Here is a 14,948-nt window from a genome sequence, read left to right as displayed (position 1 = left end):
ACCATTATTTTAAATATTTTGAAAAAAAATACTAAAGTGCTTTATCAAAAAAGAATAAATTTATTTTACGGTTACTTCATGATTTTTTCCTTAAATCATTATAACAATCTCCTTTGAAACAAAAAAATACATTTTTAAATGTTTTGGAAATTGTCATTATTTAGCATTTTACACCTACAAGGTTTTGGAAACCTTGCAGGAAATAATTATTTTTTAAATTGGTTAGAAATTTTTTCTGCTTTTTTACTTTCAGCATAATCATAAAATCCTTCTCCAGATTTTACACCCAATTTACCTGCCATTACCATATTTACCAATAACGGACAAGGGGCATATTTTGGATTTTTGAAGCCATCATACATCACATTTAATATCGAAAGGCAAACATCAAGCCCAATAAAATCAGCTAATTGCAAAGGTCCCATCGGGTGTGCCATACCTAATTTCATTACCGTATCAATTTCTTGAACACCAGCAACACCATGAAATAAAGTTTCGATGGATTCGTTAATCATTGGCATTAAAATTCGGTTTGCAACAAATCCAGGATAATCATTTACTTCCGTTGGTGTTTTTCCTAATTTTACCGATAAATCCATGATAATTTTTGTAACTTCATCCGAAGTAGAATAGCCACGAATAATTTCTACTAATTTCATAATCGGCACCGGATTCATAAAATGCATTCCAATAACCCGTTCTGGATGAACTACTTGTGCAGCAATTTGGGTTATAGAAATAGATGACGTGTTGGTTGCCAGAATTACATTATGATCGCAAACCTCGCTCAATTGCTTGAAAATATTGAGTTTTAAGGTTACATTTTCGGTAGCTGCTTCCACTACTAAATCACACCCCACCACACCATCCTTAATATCAGTGTAAGTGATAATGTTCCCAATGGTTTTGTGTTTGTCGTCTTCGGTAATGTTGCCTTTAGCTACCATTCTATCAAGGTTTGCGGCAATTGTTGTCATACCTTTTTCTAAAGATTTTTCAGAAATATCGATTAATTTAACGGTAAACCCGCTTTGAGCAAAGGTGTGAGCAATTCCGTTGCCCATGGTTCCTGCGCCTATTACTGCAATTTGTTTCATAAAAAGCCCCCTAACCCCCAAAGGAGGAATTCCTACTAGGGGTGAGTAGGGATTAGTTTGTTTTTAAATTATTTTGTCTAATTTTTTGATAATAAATTTATAATTTTCAATTAATATTGAAAATGAAATTATGATTATTATTATGGTTTTCCCTATATCATTTTCGAAAACGTTATAAGTAGCATATATATAATTTAATAATTTATATCTGTCAAATAATAATCTGATATATCCAAAAATTAAAAAAAGCAAATGCAAAACCGCTATATATAAATGTACCTTTAATTACTTCTAATTTATTTTCTTCATTATAAAATAAAAACCCAAAGTATTTTAAAATTGAGAATAGGATAATTAGTAAAATATACTTTTTTGAAAGTATTAATATAAATTCTTTTCTATCCATATCTATTTAATATTTGAATAAAATAAATTTTAGATGATTTTACTTTGTTTTTCAATTCCCCCTTTCGGGGGTTAGGGGTCTTATTTTTCGTTCATCGAATCAATAATCATATAAGCCACTCTTAATGCTTCCGTTCCATCTTCTAAGGTTACGATTGGAGTTGTATCATTCACAATTGCATCAGCAAAGGTTTCCAATTCATCCAAAATAGCATTATTTTGATGTATTTCAGGATTAGAAAAATAAATTTGTTTTTTAACACCTTCCGCATTTTGCAAAATCATATCAAAATCGCCAGGCACTTCAGGAGCGTCTTTCATTTTAACAACTTCGCATTTTTTTTCTAAAAAATCAACAGAAATATAGGCATCTTTTTGAAAAAAACGAGATTTTCTCATGTTTTTTAATGAAATACGGCTTGCAGTAATATTAGCAACACAGCCATTTTCAAATTCAAGTCGGGCATTGGCAATGTCAGGAGTTTCCGAAATAACGGAAACGCCACTTGCACTAACATTTTTGATTTTTGACTTTACAACACTCAAAATGGCATCAATATCATGAATCATCAAATCCAAAACAACTGGTACATCGGTGCCTCGAGGATTGAACTCGGCCAACCGATGAGCCTCAATAAACATTGGGTTTTCAATCATATTTTTGGTTGCAATAAAAGCAGGATTAAACCTTTCTACATGCCCTACCTGTCCTTTTACACCAAACGCTTTGGCCAATGCCATTATTTCTTCAGCTTCAGAAACCGAATTTGAAATGGGTTTTTCTATAAAAACATGCTTGCCCGATTTGATGCTTACTTTTGCACACTTATAATGTGATAATGTTGGTGTAACAATATCAATGACATCCACAGCATGAATTAATGTAGCAATGGTTTTAAAATTTTTATAACCAAATTCTTTAGCAATTTTTTCTGCATTGTCTTGGTTTTCGTCATAAAAACCTACTAATTCGTATTTTTCAGATTGAGCCAATAATCGTAAATGTATTTTTCCAAGATGACCCGCACCCAAAACGCCTACTTTTAACATGATAAATGTATTTTCAACAAAAATAGCAAATAATTTAAAATTAAAAAATCTATTGACATGAAATTTTAAGTAATTAAAAATTAAAATCCAATATTGACTTTTGTTTTTTCTTTACTAATTTTACAAAAAATAAAAAAACACGTTTTGAAAGATACTGCCAAACATCAAGGACTTCGTAATCAGTTAGTAGCACAATTAATAGAAAAAGGAATTAAAGACAAAAATGTGTTGGAGGCCATTAGAAAAATCCCTCGACATTTGTTTTTAAATTCAAGCTTTGAAGATTTTGCCTATCAAGATAAGGCATTTCCTATATTATCTGGTCAAACAATATCTCAACCTTATACAGTGGCCTTTCAAAGTCAATTGTTAAATATTAAAAAAGACGATAAAATTCTTGAAATTGGCACAGGTTCTGGCTATCAAACCTCTGTTTTATGTACAATGGGAGCCAAAGTATATAGTGTGGAACGGCAAAAAGAACTCTTTAAACAAACCTCTATTTTTTTACCAAAAATAGGCATAAGACCCAAACATCTATCCTTTGGCGATGGCTATAAAGGGTTAGAAACGCATGCCCCCTTTGATGGAATTATTGTTACAGCTGGTGCTCCAATAATTCCAAAACCCTTATTGACTCAACTCAAAATAGGGGGGAGGCTCGTGATTCCGCTGGGCGAAAACGATCAAATCATGACTTTGTTCATTCGAATTAGCGAAACCCAATTTGAAAAACAAGAATTTGGAAATTTTAGATTTGTACCACTTTTAGAAAATAAAAATTGATAATTATTTTTTTATAAAAATGTATCAAAAATTTAAATTATTTTTACTAATTGTTTTTTGAATTAGCCAATAATTTTCAAATACCTTTCAAGAGATTCTTTTTCTGTTTGTGCTATAAATTTTATAAATTCATTTTTATTATCAGTGGTTTGAGCCTTTTCTAGAGCGCTATAATATTGCATTCGAGTATCATAATCGCCTTTAATGTTGGCAATTACATACCCATTTTGAAGCAAAATTAAATTCATTGCCAATCTTGATGTTCTTCCATTGCCATCAATAAACGGATGAATACTTACAATTTTTTCATGAACTTCTGCCGCTAAAACCACTGGATGTAATTTGTTTTTTTGACTTTGAAACCAAATAAAAAAGTCTTCCATTTGTTTTGCAACAAGAAAAGGTTGAGGCGGAGTGTGCGAACTACCTTTTATCATTACTTGTAAATTTCGGTATTTTCCCGCATCTTCTGGCATAATACCTCTCAAAATGAGGTTATGAAGGGTCAACAACTCCCTTTCATTAAGTGTTGTATTTTTATCCATCATATATTTAATGTAGCCAATTGCTTCTTGATGGTTTATGGCTTCTAAATGCTCTCTCATTGACTTTCCAGAAATTGTAAGTCCTTCATTTACAACCAAATCGGTTTCTCTTAATGTAAATGTGTTTCCTTCAATTCTATTGCTCTCAAAAGTGTATTCTAGTTCCAAGGCTTCAACAATTTTAAAACTATCTAAATGTCTTTTTTGATTTAATTTGTTTTTTAACGAATCTATTGCTTCTAAAAGACTTATGATGTGTTCTGATAAATGATTTTCTGAAGTTGTTTTGTATGTAAGCATTTCTTCTCTTACAAGATTTATAGCTTTTGTAGCTAATGTGTCATAACCAATTTCATCATAAATTTTCTCTTTGAGCCACGCCACCATTAATATTTCAAAATCTATCTCTAAAATCAATGACAACTTCATGATTTGTTCTTTTGTTGGTTTTCGAGTACCATTTTCAAATTTGCTAATTAGCGATTGATCAACTGCTAATGCCTGTGCTAATTCTCTGGTTTTGAGCTGTTTTTGTAATCTAGCATTTTTAATTAGGGTTTTCATTTTATGACAATTTTTTTCATGACAAATTTAGACATTTTTTTTCGTAAAAAAAAACTTTTATTAAAAGTTTTTTTTGATTCTGTCCAAGTCTCGTTTAGTGTCTTGTTCTTTCAAAGATTCTCGTTTGTCGTAAGTTTTTTTCCCTCTACAAAGTCCAATTTCAAGTTTGGCCAATCCTTTTTCGTTGGTAAATAGTTTGAGCGGTATAATTGTCAGTCCTTTAGCTTGTACACTTCGGGATAAAGTTTTTAATTCTCGCTTATTTAATAATAATTTTCTTTCGCTTCGTGCTTTGTGGTTAAATTGATTCCCAAAGGCATATTCTTCTATATAAGTGTTGATTGCAAAAAGTTCTTGTTGATTAAATTCACAAAAACTTTCAGTAATATTGGCCTTTCCTGCTCTTATCGATTTGATTTCTGTGCCTGCCAAAACAATTCCTGCCGTATATTTTTCGATTATTTCATAATCAAAACGGGCTCGTTTGTTTAATATGTTGATGGTTTTCTGTATCATAATTAATCGCAAATGTAATAACTAATGATTGATTTTCCAATATTTTATATAAATTTGCTCATGCAAAATTCAAACAACCCACTTCACGGCATCACACTTCAAAAAATCATCGAATTTTTAGTAGCTCATTACGGATATGAAACTTTAGGCAAAAACCTCAAAATGAAATGTTTTATAGAAAATCCAAGCATTAATTCTAGTTTAAAATTTTTAAGAAAAACCGATTGGGCACGGCAAAAATTAGAAAAATTGTATTTAAAAACTATAAAAAAATAATCTGTTTTACTAAATTCCGCCTAACCTAAATTTGCTGCACAAGTCCCAAAACCTATAACAAAACCAATGACGGCATATAAAATTAACTTGCCCGCTAATTTTCTGCTTGATTCAAAAAACAGCATGATGATGCCTACTACAAAGGCTAATAAGCATACTAATGCTAAAAAACCTCCTAATGTTGCTAAAAAACCTCTCATTTTATTAAAATATTTATGTAAATATTATTTTTTCAAAAAAATTATAAATTTTTTCGGATTTCATTAATTTTATCATTTCTATAAAACAAATTCATCGTTTCAAATGGCACAATTTTATACCGCTTGTCCACAATATGCACACACGATTTTTTTACTGCTCTTACATCAAAATCAAATGCGTCCATAAAATTCATAATAATAATTCTAAACAAATGATCATATTGCAAATTATTACTTTGTATTTTTGGCAAACAACACATCAAAGCTCCCATTTTTGTTTCGGCACAATCCACAGAAATACCTGTACTAAAAAGTTCAACAAGGTGGGTTTTTAATTCCGTATCATTTTCATAAACAATCGTGTTTTTTGTTGCATTCAATAAATCGTCAGGATTCAGCAAATGAGTCATTGGAAGCAGTGCTTCATCATATTTTAGGGCATATCCCATACACAAGGCATCTGGATTACAAGGAACAGGAATTAAATCCTCGGGAGTAAAAACGGGAAATTGTTCCACAATTTTACGTCTTACTTCCGTTAGCGTGATTCTGGCATTACTGTCGTTATAATGGTCGTTTCTACCAGCTACTTGTGTGGGCTGAAATGTTACTCCTCTAACACATTTTTGTTTGGAGGCATACTCTAAAATGGCCCCAATTTCATCATCGTTTGCCCCTTTTTGAAGGGTAACCACCAGTGTAGTCGAAAGATTGAATCGATTCAAATTGTCAATGGCTTGTTTTCGTATTTGAGTCAAATCTGCACCCCTCATTTTTTCTAATACATTTGCTTTGAAACTATCAAATTGTAAATAAATTTCAAAATCAGGCATATAAGTAGCTAATTTTTCAACAAATGCAACATCTTTTGCAATTCTAATGCCATTTGTATTGAGCATCAAATGTTTAATGGGTTTACTTTTGGCGATATCCAATATTTCAAAAAATTGCGGATGCACTGTGGGCTCTCCCCCCGAAATTTGAACCACATCTGGTTCACCTTCATTGGCTACAACTACGTCTAACATTTTTTCGATTTCCACCAACGTTCGATGCGAGCCATACATTGGCCCGGAACTTGCATAGCAAGTAGGACAAGACAAGTTGCACCTGTCTGTTACTTCTATTATCGTCAAACACGAGTGTTGTTCATGATCGGTACAAAGGCCACAATCATAAGGGCAACCATAGTGTACTTTTGTATTAAATTTTAATGGAACTTCAGATTGTTTGTTAAAATTACGAATTTGCTTATAGTAATTAACATCATCTGCAATCATTACTTTGCTATCGCCATGGGATTTGCAATGTTTTAGTAACCAAACTTTTTCATTTTCAAAAACAATTTTTGCATCTACCAGTGTCAAACATTCTGGGCAAAGGCTTTTGGTATAATCATAATATATATAAGGTCTGTTTGGCATAATCTGTTTTTTTTGCTACTTTATCTTGTACAAATATAAGTATTTATTTTAAAATAATATGTTATGCTACTTTTTTTTTCTTAAATAATTTAGGTATTATTTTTGAGCTATCTTGATAAAAAATAATATTTTTGCAGAAAAGGAAATTTAATGTTAAATCTAAAATCTGTTTATGCTACAAGTGTTAATTTTGTAAGGTATTTATTGTTTTATTCAGTTATTGGTATTGCAATTGGTTTGGCATCGGGATTATTTTTAGTAAGTTTAAAAAATATTTCCGAGTTTCATTTAACTCATGATTGGTTAATCTATTTTTTGCCATTTGGTGGTTTATTGATAGGTTTTATTTATGAAAAAAGCAATTCTGAAGTAGCAAAAGGCAATAATTTGATATTAGAATCCTATCAAAAATACCAACACATTCCTATTTTGATGGCTCCTATTGTATTGATTACGACACTTTTAACACATTTTTTTGGTGGATCTGCGGGCCGAGAAGGCACTGCTGTTCAAATGGGGGTTTCATTAGCCGATTTTTTGTCAAGTACTTTTAAAACATTCAAAACAAATAAAAAAACAATTATTTTAATAGGAATTGCTTCTGGTTTTGCATCGGTATTTGGCACTCCAATCACTGGGATATTTTTTGCATTTGAATTGGTTTGTTTTTCAAATGTTGCACTTTTGGCTGTTTTGCCCACAATTTATACAGCCTACATCGCCTATTTTACTGTCGAAATTATAGGCATACACCATACCAATTATACATTGATCAACTTTCCAAATATTGATTTATATAGTGTTTTTTGGACAGCAATTGTAAGTGTAGTATTTGGAATAACCGCTTTGTTTTTTTCAAAAAACCTCCATTTTTGGAACCATTTTTTCAAAAAAATAATAGCCTTTGATCCATTTCGACCTTTTGTTGGAGGATTGGTTTTATTGGGACTTTTTTTAATTTTAGACTTCAAATTCCAAGGTTTAGGAATGGAATACATTCAAAAGGCTTTTGTACAAAAGGCTAATAATCAAGATTTTATATTAAAATTATTGCTCACAGGACTTACTTTGGGTTCGGGATTTAAGGGCGGAGAAGTTACCCCTTTATTTTTTGTTGGAGCTACATTAGGCAGTTGTTTGTCAGTTTTTGTGCCATTGCCACTTTCATTTTTGGCCGCTTTAGGCTTTGTGTCTGTTTTTGCTGGAGCCACACATACTCCATTAGCTTGTAGTATTATGGCTATAGAAATGTTTGGTTTTCCTATAGCCTTTTTTGCTCTTTTATCTTGTTATATTGCTTATTTATTTTCTGGAAAAACAGGAATTTATACCTCCCAATTAATATGTAATCAACAATATAAAATCATTAAGAAATAATTTGAATATTATTTTTAATTACTGTTTGTATTTATTTTCTTGTTCTGTTTTTAAATCCTAAAACCAGCAATGTAATCCCTAAAATAAGCATCACACTGTAAATGGCCATTTGATTTCGGCTATAATGTGCTACTGCAAAACAAATCATACTGCCCAAATACAATTGAATGGAACTAAAATGGGATAAAAACTTCATTTTTATATTATTTATAAGTAAATGATATATTTATATTAAAAATAGTAAATTATTATATTTTATTATAAGCTACTAAAGCGTTTTTAATTACTTCAACTGCTTGAATCAAATCCTCTTGTTTTAAAACATAAGCAATTCTAACTTGTTTTTTGCCCACACCTGGAGTAGCATAAAATCCTGCAGCAGGAGCTATCATAACGGTTTGATTTTTATAATCATAATGCTCTAAAATCCATTGTGCAAACGCATCTGCATCATCAACGGGCAATTCTGCAATACAATAAAAAGCCCCTTTTGGACTTGCTACACGAACTCCGTCTATTTTTTGCAAAGCATTTATCAACGTGTCTCGCCTTTCTTTGTACTCTTTTATTACATTATCAAAATATATTTGTGGTGTATCCAAGGCTGCTTCTGCGGCTATTTGATCTATTGTTGGCGGACTCAAACGGGCTTGTGCAAATTTCATTACGGTAGCCATCAAAGCCTTATTTTTTGAAACAATACAGCCAATTCTTGCTCCACACATGCTATATCTTTTAGACACAGAATCAATCATTATAGCGTTTTGTTCCAAATTGGGAAGGTTCATTACTGATAAATGGGTATCTCCATCATAAGTAAATTCTCTGTAAACTTCGTCAACTATTAAAAATATATCATGCTTTCGAACCAAATCGCCCAATTGTAATAACTCTTCTTTAGAATACAAATAACCCGTTGGGTTGCCTGGATTGCAAATCAAAATGGCTTTGGTTTTATTTGTTATCAATTGTTCCATTTCCGAAATTGGTGGCAAGGCAAAACCTGTTTCTAAAGTAGAAATTACAGGAACTACTTTTACTCCCATAGTTACTGCATAACTGTTATAATTGGCATAAAATGGTTCTGGAATAATTACTTCGTCTTCGGGATCCATAATGCTACCCATTGTAAATACCAATGCTTCAGAACCTCCAGTAGAAACAATAATATCATCGGATTCTACGGGAATATTTATTTTCTTATAAAAATTAGATAATTTATTTCTAAAACTTTCAAAACCTGCCGAAGGACTGTACTCTAACACGTCTAATGTGGTGTTTTTTATCGCATTAATGGCTAATTCTGGGCTCTTAATGTCGGGTTGTCCAATATTCAGATGATATACTTTTTTGCCATTTTTTTTAGCATTTTCAGCATAAGGTGCCAATTTTCTGATTGGCGATTCTGGCATATTTTGTCCTTTTTTTGATATTTTCGGCATGATATTCTTTGTTTTCTTATTTTATATAATAAAATAAACTGATATTGTTATGATTTTTCTTCTTTGTTAAAGTAAACTAAATAATAATACATTTGTTTTTCTTCGTCCCATCCTTTTTCAACAAATTTTTCTGCACTTTCTGGATTGATAAAATCCATTTTTATTTGAATATTGGTATCCAATTTGATGACGTTTTTTATAGATTTTCTAGCATCGGTAACTGCTGCATTGGCAATTGGGAACGAGGTAATGTCTTCTATCGAATATTTTTCGCCTTTATCTACTTTGTAGTTTTTAAATTCGGGTATCAAATCAGGATTGTCCAATACTTCGTTCAAAAAATTACTTTCTTCGAACTGATCATTTTTTGCAAAATAGTTTACAGATCGGTTCATAAACATCACTTCTTCTTTTTTGTCTTCAGCAGGAAGTACTACATCTTTCGCAAAATTTTGACAAAATTTAAGGTATTTTTTAGTAATGAAATTTTCATCTTCAAAAGCATCTACAGATAAAAAATGTTCTAACCAATACCGAGCATCATATCGATTGCTATCAACTGTTAAAATTTTGTAACCTTCTTCTTTTTTGTAATTAAATATAAGACAACCTTTATCTAATTTGTTTAAACTTACGCCTTGTTGCAAAATCATTTCAAGATTGCTTTCTTTTTCTTCAAATTGTAAAAAATCTGCTTGCATTTCGCTCTTAAAAATGCCAATGGCATCGACATTGTTGTTGTCTATATTGACGTTTGTCAAATAAGTTACATACACTTCGCCATTTTTTATATGCGGATGGTTTGATTGTTCGTAAAGATGTTTCGTAATTTTTTTTGAAACTTCATGAAAATTACTAGGATTATCAAATATTTCTGTAGAAAAATTATACATTTCATTGTAATCTAAATCTACTTCATGAGCAAATTGAAAGTAATTTTCCTCTTTTTCTCTAAAGGGTTTAAAGAAGAATTCTTTTATTAATGGAAGAATTTCGTCGTTTAATTTGTATGGTTGTTCGGATAAAAAATAGGCTTCATTCCTACTTTTGTTGCCAACACGATGGATAGAAAGTGTGTCTATATGTGTATTAAAAAGATTGATCATTGATTAGGTGTGAAATAAGTGTTTTTTTTTTAAATTTTAGTTCCAATTTTCTTCAAATCCATAGTCTTCAAAGCTGTCGTGGTCGTCATACATTTCCAAATCTTCTTCATCAAAATCGTCCTCAAATTCATTGAAATTTTCTTCTTCAAATTCGGAATCAAAGTTTTTTTCAAAGGCTTCGGCTGGCATTTCGCCATGAGAAAATAAGGTCTCTGGATAGGTTGCACCCGCTGTTTGTTCTTCAACGGCTGCCAATTCTATCAAAAATGTCCACATATTAATAAAATCATACACATAAATCAATTTCGTACTTTCTTCGTTTACGATTTCAGATATTTGATAATCACTCATTATTTTTTGTTCTCCTGGTATGTCGCCAGTATCAAATAATGAAATTTCCTCATCCTGATTCCATGTTTCGTCGCACGTATAAAAGGAGGCCATTTCTGAACCATCAAATCCAAAAGAATTGTATATTGCATTGTGTAAATCCTCTAACGAATCCTCTTCGAGAATGGCAATATCTCTAAAAATATCTTCTTCGGCATCTAGAATTACCCTAAATTTGTAAACCATAATCTTTGTTTATTTATATAAACCACAAAGGTAAAATTTAATTTTTGATTTACGATTTTAGAAACTGTTTTTGTTAATAAAATTTAAAACTGCGAGATGTAGTTTTATTTTTTATCAAATTTGAAAGCCAATTTGTTATATTTTTCGATTTTTAAGTACAAAAAATTCTAAAAGTTACTTCCAGAACCTCCTCCACTAAAACCACCACCTCCAAATTCCATGGGCGATGTACTTGTAGTTTCTATACTATTGGTGGCAAGAGTTGTAAGTGTTTCCATCTTTTTTTGAAGGGCATTTCCTTGAAATGGATCGGGCATAAAACTCAAACCCGTTTGCGAATTTTTGAATTTTTTGATAATATACATTGATAGGACTAATAAGATAAGTCCACCTAATGTAAGGGCCAACGTTGTGGGCAACACATGATGATAGGTTCTAAAAGTAATTATTGAGCCTGCAAATAACCCTATTCCGAGCCAAAGTAACATGCGATCTTTGAATTTTATACTCGCATATAAATAAATTATGGGTACTATAAACATAAAACAATTGAAAAACCATGCCAATGGAATTTCTGTATTATCGGGTAATATACCTTGTTCGTTGCTGTATTCTCTTATTATTCCATAATTACCTGCCAGGTAAAAAATAAATAAAGCACAAAATTTAGTGATATTTAACCCATTTTTGTAATATATATACTTGTTTTTTAATTTTATTTTATAATATATAAAAAACAATAAAATACCAAACAACATGACAATAAAACACAAATACGGACTGTTTATTTGCATTAATGCCCCAACAATACTTATTAGGCTAGCCAAAATCAAATAGCCATGCAAATATCTAAAGTAACATACCCATGATAAAACACTCAATGTAAGCAAAAAAGCGGTAGTTTCGTAAATAAAATTTGTAAAAAATACCATTTCAAAAAACACCATCGACACCATCAAACTACAAAACACCAAAGCATCGTCAAGTCCATTGCCAAAAACGTTAGTTTTTTTATACATTTCTGTGGCAAAAAAACCAATGATTGTGTAAAAAAACAACATGATTTTTAAAGCGAATTGGTTATCTATGGCAAACAATGAAAAAAATCCAAAAGCCGAAGCAAACATCAAACAGCCCAAAATAAAAAACCACAATCTGATAAGTAAATTGCGAGATCTTTTCAGTGTTTCTAATTGATTTTCAATGGTTTTAAAAGTAGAAGTATCTAAAAATTTGGCCTGATGTAATGATGTAGCCTCGTCTAAAATATAAGTATTTTCTAATAAATCAGTTTGGTATATTTTCATGATTTTTTTTGATATTTTTGTTGAAATTTCTTATTCCATATAGAAACAATGCAATAGAACCCATAATATAAAAGGGCGTAATAATGATAAACAATTGAAATAAATCTGACTGAATATTAAATATATCTACCAATCGAATGAAAATGATATTGAAACAAATATAGGTGTAAATTACTGTAAATATATACATCATAATAGAATTTGAATTGTAACTTTTATTATAAAAATAAAATCCAGACACAATAGGTATGATTACAAAATATCCAAATACTTCTGAACACAATCCTCCAATAGAACACCAAAACACCAAATGTAAAGCAAAGGTTTGAAATACTATTGAAAAATGTGATTTAATGTTTTTTAGATCAGCAAATAAGCTCCAAAAAACCAATGCAAACGACAAAATAATACCGTAATGATATAGTTGAAGGTTATTAAAAAAATCAAAATGGAATATATTTGTTATACTAATTTGTAATCCAATGAATGCAGTAAGTCCAGAAATAGCAATAGACAAAATCCCTTTATGATCAAAATAGTAGGCACAGCCAAAACCTACAATGGTAGGGAGGAGGGTTGCAAATTTATACGAATTTCCTAAAAAATGATACTGAAATTGCCAGTATCCTATAAAAATACAACACAATAAAAAGGATCCCAATACTAAATATTCGTACACTGGATTTTCAAATTCGGTATGTAAAGGGCTGTATTTTGGTGCTTTTTTAAAACTAAAATAAAAACCAACTGACGTTATTAAAAATAAACCAACTAATAAAATAGAATGTCCTATGGTGTCTATATTTTCATAAATGAGTAAACCAACCCCCGATGTAAATAACATAATAGCAGTATATAATAGCAACAGTGTTTCGTGCCTAATCGAAAAAAAGGGTTTGGCTCTAAAAGTTTCGATTTGATGATATTGCGATTCAGAAATATAATTGCGATTCAACAGTTTTTGAGTATATTCTTGATGAAAATGAGTCATGTTTTATTTTTTTGATACGAAAGGCTATTACAGCCCTCAAATATAACTAAATATTTTGAAAAAAAATAAAAAAGATGTTTTTTTCTTATTTATTTTTTTAAATATATTTCAAAATCTACGAACACATTATTATGCCTATTTGATGTTTTTTTAGCAGAAAGTTCCTCCACTGTTATATAACATTTAAAAAATAGTATCTTTGTCTTTTAATTTTACAAATGAGGTATTTTATTCATTTTTCATACAACGGTACTCATTACCATGGTTGGCAAATTCAGCCTAATGCTATTTCTGTTCAAGAAACATTAAATAAAGCATTATCCCTTATTTTACAAAAAGACATTTTTATACACGGAGCAGGTAGAACTGATACTGGGGTGCATGCCAAAGAAATGTATGCACATTTTGATGTAGAGGAAGCATTGAACAAATCAAATTTGATATACAAATTAAATGCTTTTTTGCCACATGATTTGGTAATTTTTGATATATTTGAAGTAAAAGCTGCATTTCATTCAAGGTTTAATGCAAAAAAACGTACTTATGAATACCATTTACATACCTATAAAAATGCCTTTTTGGAAAATCAAAGTTGGTATTTTCAGAAAAAATTAAATTTAGAATTGATGAATCAAGCGGCAACAAAATTATTGGAACATACTGATTTTGAAGCCTTTTCAAAAGTACATACCGATGTTGGAACATTCAATTGTAAGATATATGAGGCATTTTGGACGTTGCACGAAAACCAGCTTGTATTTACAATTTCGGCTGACAGGTTTTTGAGAAATATGGTTCGTGCCATTGTAGGCACATTAATCAATGTGGGTTTGCAAAAGATTGATATTCAGCAATTTGAAGCTATAATTGCTAGTAAAAATAGAACCAAAGCAGGCTTTTCTGTGCCTGCTCATGGCCTATATTTAACACAAATTTGTTATGATTTTGAAAATAATACGTTATAATTATTGGTATTTTCTCATAAATTCTTCGTTCAATCGCATAACGCCTTCAACTCCCAAATTTTTAAATAATACAATTAAATAAATCATATATATAACGCCTAATACAATTCCAATTATGGCTAATATACGACCCAGTTTTAATTTTTCATAATTGGAATATGCCTCGGGATTCGCTTGATATAATGCTAAATCTTTGTGTGCCATAAATAAGGCTACAGAACCAAGTATAATACTTATAATTCCGTAACAACAGCAAGTAATGATTGAAAGGATTCCTAAAACCAATACAAGCATAGCATTGGGTAATTGTTTTTTGTCCAT

General features: G+C 30.7%; 17 protein-coding genes. 4 read left to right on the top strand and 13 right to left on the bottom strand.

The features are described from left to right. Positions 1–206: 206 nt before the first annotated feature. Together FBFL15_RS09620 and FBFL15_RS09610 are read right to left on the bottom strand one after the other, a co-directional pair. Positions 207–1,097 (bottom strand): 3-hydroxyacyl-CoA dehydrogenase family protein, encoded by an 891-nt coding sequence (locus FBFL15_RS09620; RefSeq protein ID WP_014084414.1) that lies wholly within the window; start codon positions 1,095–1,097, stop codon positions 207–209. Positions 1,098–1,583: 486 nt separating this feature from the next. Further along, entirely contained in the window at positions 1,584–2,552 is a 969-nt protein-coding gene (locus FBFL15_RS09610; protein WP_014084412.1) for a Gfo/Idh/MocA family protein, read from the bottom strand. A gap of 144 nt (positions 2,553–2,696) precedes the next feature. On the opposite strand from FBFL15_RS09610, the gene FBFL15_RS09605 reads away from it, so the two are divergent. Next, complete coding sequence (locus tag FBFL15_RS09605) at positions 2,697–3,338, top strand: protein-L-isoaspartate(D-aspartate) O-methyltransferase (protein WP_014084411.1); 642 nt, start codon at positions 2,697–2,699, stop codon at positions 3,336–3,338. 62 nt (positions 3,339–3,400) lie between these two features. On the opposite strand, the gene FBFL15_RS09600 is transcribed toward FBFL15_RS09605, so the two are convergent. Together FBFL15_RS09600 and smpB are read right to left on the bottom strand one after the other, a co-directional pair. Beyond that, positions 3,401–4,447, bottom strand: a complete 1,047-nt coding sequence (locus tag FBFL15_RS09600) for a Fic family protein (protein ID WP_014084410.1) — start codon at positions 4,445–4,447, stop codon at positions 3,401–3,403. A 60-nt stretch (positions 4,448–4,507) separates the two neighbouring features. After that, positions 4,508–4,960: an SsrA-binding protein SmpB gene (smpB, locus tag FBFL15_RS09595; protein ID WP_044032519.1), complete on the bottom strand. Its 453-nt coding sequence runs from the start codon at positions 4,958–4,960 to the stop codon at positions 4,508–4,510. A 63-nt stretch (positions 4,961–5,023) separates the two neighbouring features. Here smpB and FBFL15_RS09590 point away from each other — a divergent pair, with 63 nt between their 5' ends. Continuing rightward, positions 5,024–5,239 carry a VF530 family protein gene (locus tag FBFL15_RS09590; RefSeq protein WP_014084408.1) on the top strand — a complete coding sequence of 72 codons (216 nt, stop codon included), beginning with the start codon at positions 5,024–5,026 and terminating at the stop codon, positions 5,237–5,239. 20 nt (positions 5,240–5,259) lie between these two features. On the opposite strand, the gene FBFL15_RS09585 is transcribed toward FBFL15_RS09590, so the two are convergent. Together FBFL15_RS09585 and FBFL15_RS09580 are read right to left on the bottom strand one after the other, a co-directional pair. Continuing rightward, positions 5,260–5,439, bottom strand: coding sequence for a hypothetical protein (locus FBFL15_RS09585; protein WP_044032235.1), 180 nt, complete (start codon positions 5,437–5,439; stop codon positions 5,260–5,262). A 41-nt stretch (positions 5,440–5,480) separates the two neighbouring features. Further along, positions 5,481–6,863, bottom strand: coding sequence for a radical SAM protein (locus FBFL15_RS09580; RefSeq protein WP_014084407.1), 1,383 nt, complete (start codon positions 6,861–6,863; stop codon positions 5,481–5,483). 150 nt (positions 6,864–7,013) lie between these two features. On the opposite strand from FBFL15_RS09580, the gene FBFL15_RS09575 reads away from it, so the two are divergent. Beyond that, the gene (locus tag FBFL15_RS09575; RefSeq protein ID WP_014084406.1) at positions 7,014–8,240 is read left to right on the top strand and encodes a chloride channel protein; all 1,227 of its coding nucleotides are present in this window, start codon (positions 7,014–7,016) and stop codon (positions 8,238–8,240) included. A gap of 31 nt (positions 8,241–8,271) precedes the next feature. On the opposite strand, the gene FBFL15_RS16510 is transcribed toward FBFL15_RS09575, so the two are convergent. From FBFL15_RS16510 to FBFL15_RS09550, 6 genes are all read right to left on the bottom strand, one after another. Next, positions 8,272–8,436, bottom strand: coding sequence for a hypothetical protein (locus FBFL15_RS16510; protein ID WP_158309096.1), 165 nt, complete (start codon positions 8,434–8,436; stop codon positions 8,272–8,274). A gap of 52 nt (positions 8,437–8,488) precedes the next feature. Then, positions 8,489–9,682, bottom strand: a complete 1,194-nt coding sequence (locus tag FBFL15_RS09570) for a pyridoxal phosphate-dependent aminotransferase (protein ID WP_014084405.1) — start codon at positions 9,680–9,682, stop codon at positions 8,489–8,491. A gap of 47 nt (positions 9,683–9,729) precedes the next feature. Then, positions 9,730–10,788, bottom strand: a complete 1,059-nt coding sequence (locus FBFL15_RS09565; RefSeq protein WP_014084404.1) for a nucleoid-associated protein — start codon at positions 10,786–10,788, stop codon at positions 9,730–9,732. A 36-nt stretch (positions 10,789–10,824) separates the two neighbouring features. Further along, complete coding sequence (locus tag FBFL15_RS09560; protein ID WP_014084403.1) at positions 10,825–11,364, bottom strand: IS1096 element passenger TnpR family protein; 540 nt, start codon at positions 11,362–11,364, stop codon at positions 10,825–10,827. Between the two features lie 167 nt (positions 11,365–11,531). Further along, positions 11,532–12,671 carry a hypothetical protein gene (locus FBFL15_RS15765; RefSeq protein ID WP_014084402.1) on the bottom strand — a complete coding sequence of 380 codons (1,140 nt, stop codon included), beginning with the start codon at positions 12,669–12,671 and terminating at the stop codon, positions 11,532–11,534. Next, positions 12,652–13,662: a DUF2157 domain-containing protein gene (locus tag FBFL15_RS09550; RefSeq protein WP_014084401.1), complete on the bottom strand. Its 1,011-nt coding sequence runs from the start codon at positions 13,660–13,662 to the stop codon at positions 12,652–12,654. The genes FBFL15_RS15765 and FBFL15_RS09550 overlap by 20 nt, the downstream gene beginning before the upstream one ends. A gap of 218 nt (positions 13,663–13,880) precedes the next feature. Between FBFL15_RS09550 and truA the strand changes: the two genes are divergently transcribed. Next, a complete protein-coding gene (gene truA / locus FBFL15_RS09545; RefSeq protein ID WP_014084400.1) occupies positions 13,881–14,627 on the top strand; it encodes a tRNA pseudouridine(38-40) synthase TruA in 747 nt (248 codons plus the stop codon). Here the strand turns inward: truA and FBFL15_RS09540 are convergent, their stop codons facing one another. Then, the gene (locus FBFL15_RS09540) at positions 14,628–14,948 is read right to left on the bottom strand and encodes a CCC motif membrane protein (RefSeq protein WP_014084399.1); all 321 of its coding nucleotides are present in this window, start codon (positions 14,946–14,948) and stop codon (positions 14,628–14,630) included.

It is taken from the genome of Flavobacterium branchiophilum FL-15, from assembly GCF_000253275.1.
Classification (GTDB): domain Bacteria; phylum Bacteroidota; class Bacteroidia; order Flavobacteriales; family Flavobacteriaceae; genus Flavobacterium; species Flavobacterium branchiophilum.
This window is presented reverse-complemented; position numbering and strand designations above follow the sequence as displayed.

What these genes read in the sequence shown, in the direction of transcription:
- FBFL15_RS09610 (WP_014084412.1), bottom strand. Translation starts at nt 2,552, where the DNA reads ATGTTAAAAGTAGGCGTTTTGGGTGCGGGTCATCTTGGAAAAATACAT.
- FBFL15_RS09565 (WP_014084404.1), bottom strand. Translation starts at nt 10,788, where the DNA reads ATGATCAATCTTTTTAATACACATATAGACACACTTTCTATCCATCGT.
- FBFL15_RS09540 (WP_014084399.1), bottom strand. Translation starts at nt 14,948, where the DNA reads ATGGACAAAAAACAATTACCCAATGCTATGCTTGTATTGGTTTTAGGA.
- FBFL15_RS09590 (WP_014084408.1), top strand. Translation starts at nt 5,024, where the DNA reads ATGCAAAATTCAAACAACCCACTTCACGGCATCACACTTCAAAAAATC.
- FBFL15_RS09560 (WP_014084403.1), bottom strand. Translation starts at nt 11,364, where the DNA reads ATGGTTTACAAATTTAGGGTAATTCTAGATGCCGAAGAAGATATTTTT.
- FBFL15_RS09570 (WP_014084405.1), bottom strand. Translation starts at nt 9,682, where the DNA reads ATGCCGAAAATATCAAAAAAAGGACAAAATATGCCAGAATCGCCAATC.
- FBFL15_RS16510 (WP_158309096.1), bottom strand. Translation starts at nt 8,436, where the DNA reads ATGAAGTTTTTATCCCATTTTAGTTCCATTCAATTGTATTTGGGCAGT.
- truA (WP_014084400.1), top strand. Translation starts at nt 13,881, where the DNA reads ATGAGGTATTTTATTCATTTTTCATACAACGGTACTCATTACCATGGT.
- FBFL15_RS15765 (WP_014084402.1), bottom strand. Translation starts at nt 12,671, where the DNA reads ATGAAAATATACCAAACTGATTTATTAGAAAATACTTATATTTTAGAC.
- FBFL15_RS09585 (WP_044032235.1), bottom strand. Translation starts at nt 5,439, where the DNA reads ATGAGAGGTTTTTTAGCAACATTAGGAGGTTTTTTAGCATTAGTATGC.
- FBFL15_RS09550 (WP_014084401.1), bottom strand. Translation starts at nt 13,662, where the DNA reads ATGACTCATTTTCATCAAGAATATACTCAAAAACTGTTGAATCGCAAT.
- FBFL15_RS09600 (WP_014084410.1), bottom strand. Translation starts at nt 4,447, where the DNA reads ATGAAAACCCTAATTAAAAATGCTAGATTACAAAAACAGCTCAAAACC.
- FBFL15_RS09575 (WP_014084406.1), top strand. Translation starts at nt 7,014, where the DNA reads ATGTTAAATCTAAAATCTGTTTATGCTACAAGTGTTAATTTTGTAAGG.
- FBFL15_RS09620 (WP_014084414.1), bottom strand. Translation starts at nt 1,097, where the DNA reads ATGAAACAAATTGCAGTAATAGGCGCAGGAACCATGGGCAACGGAATT.
- FBFL15_RS09580 (WP_014084407.1), bottom strand. Translation starts at nt 6,863, where the DNA reads ATGCCAAACAGACCTTATATATATTATGATTATACCAAAAGCCTTTGC.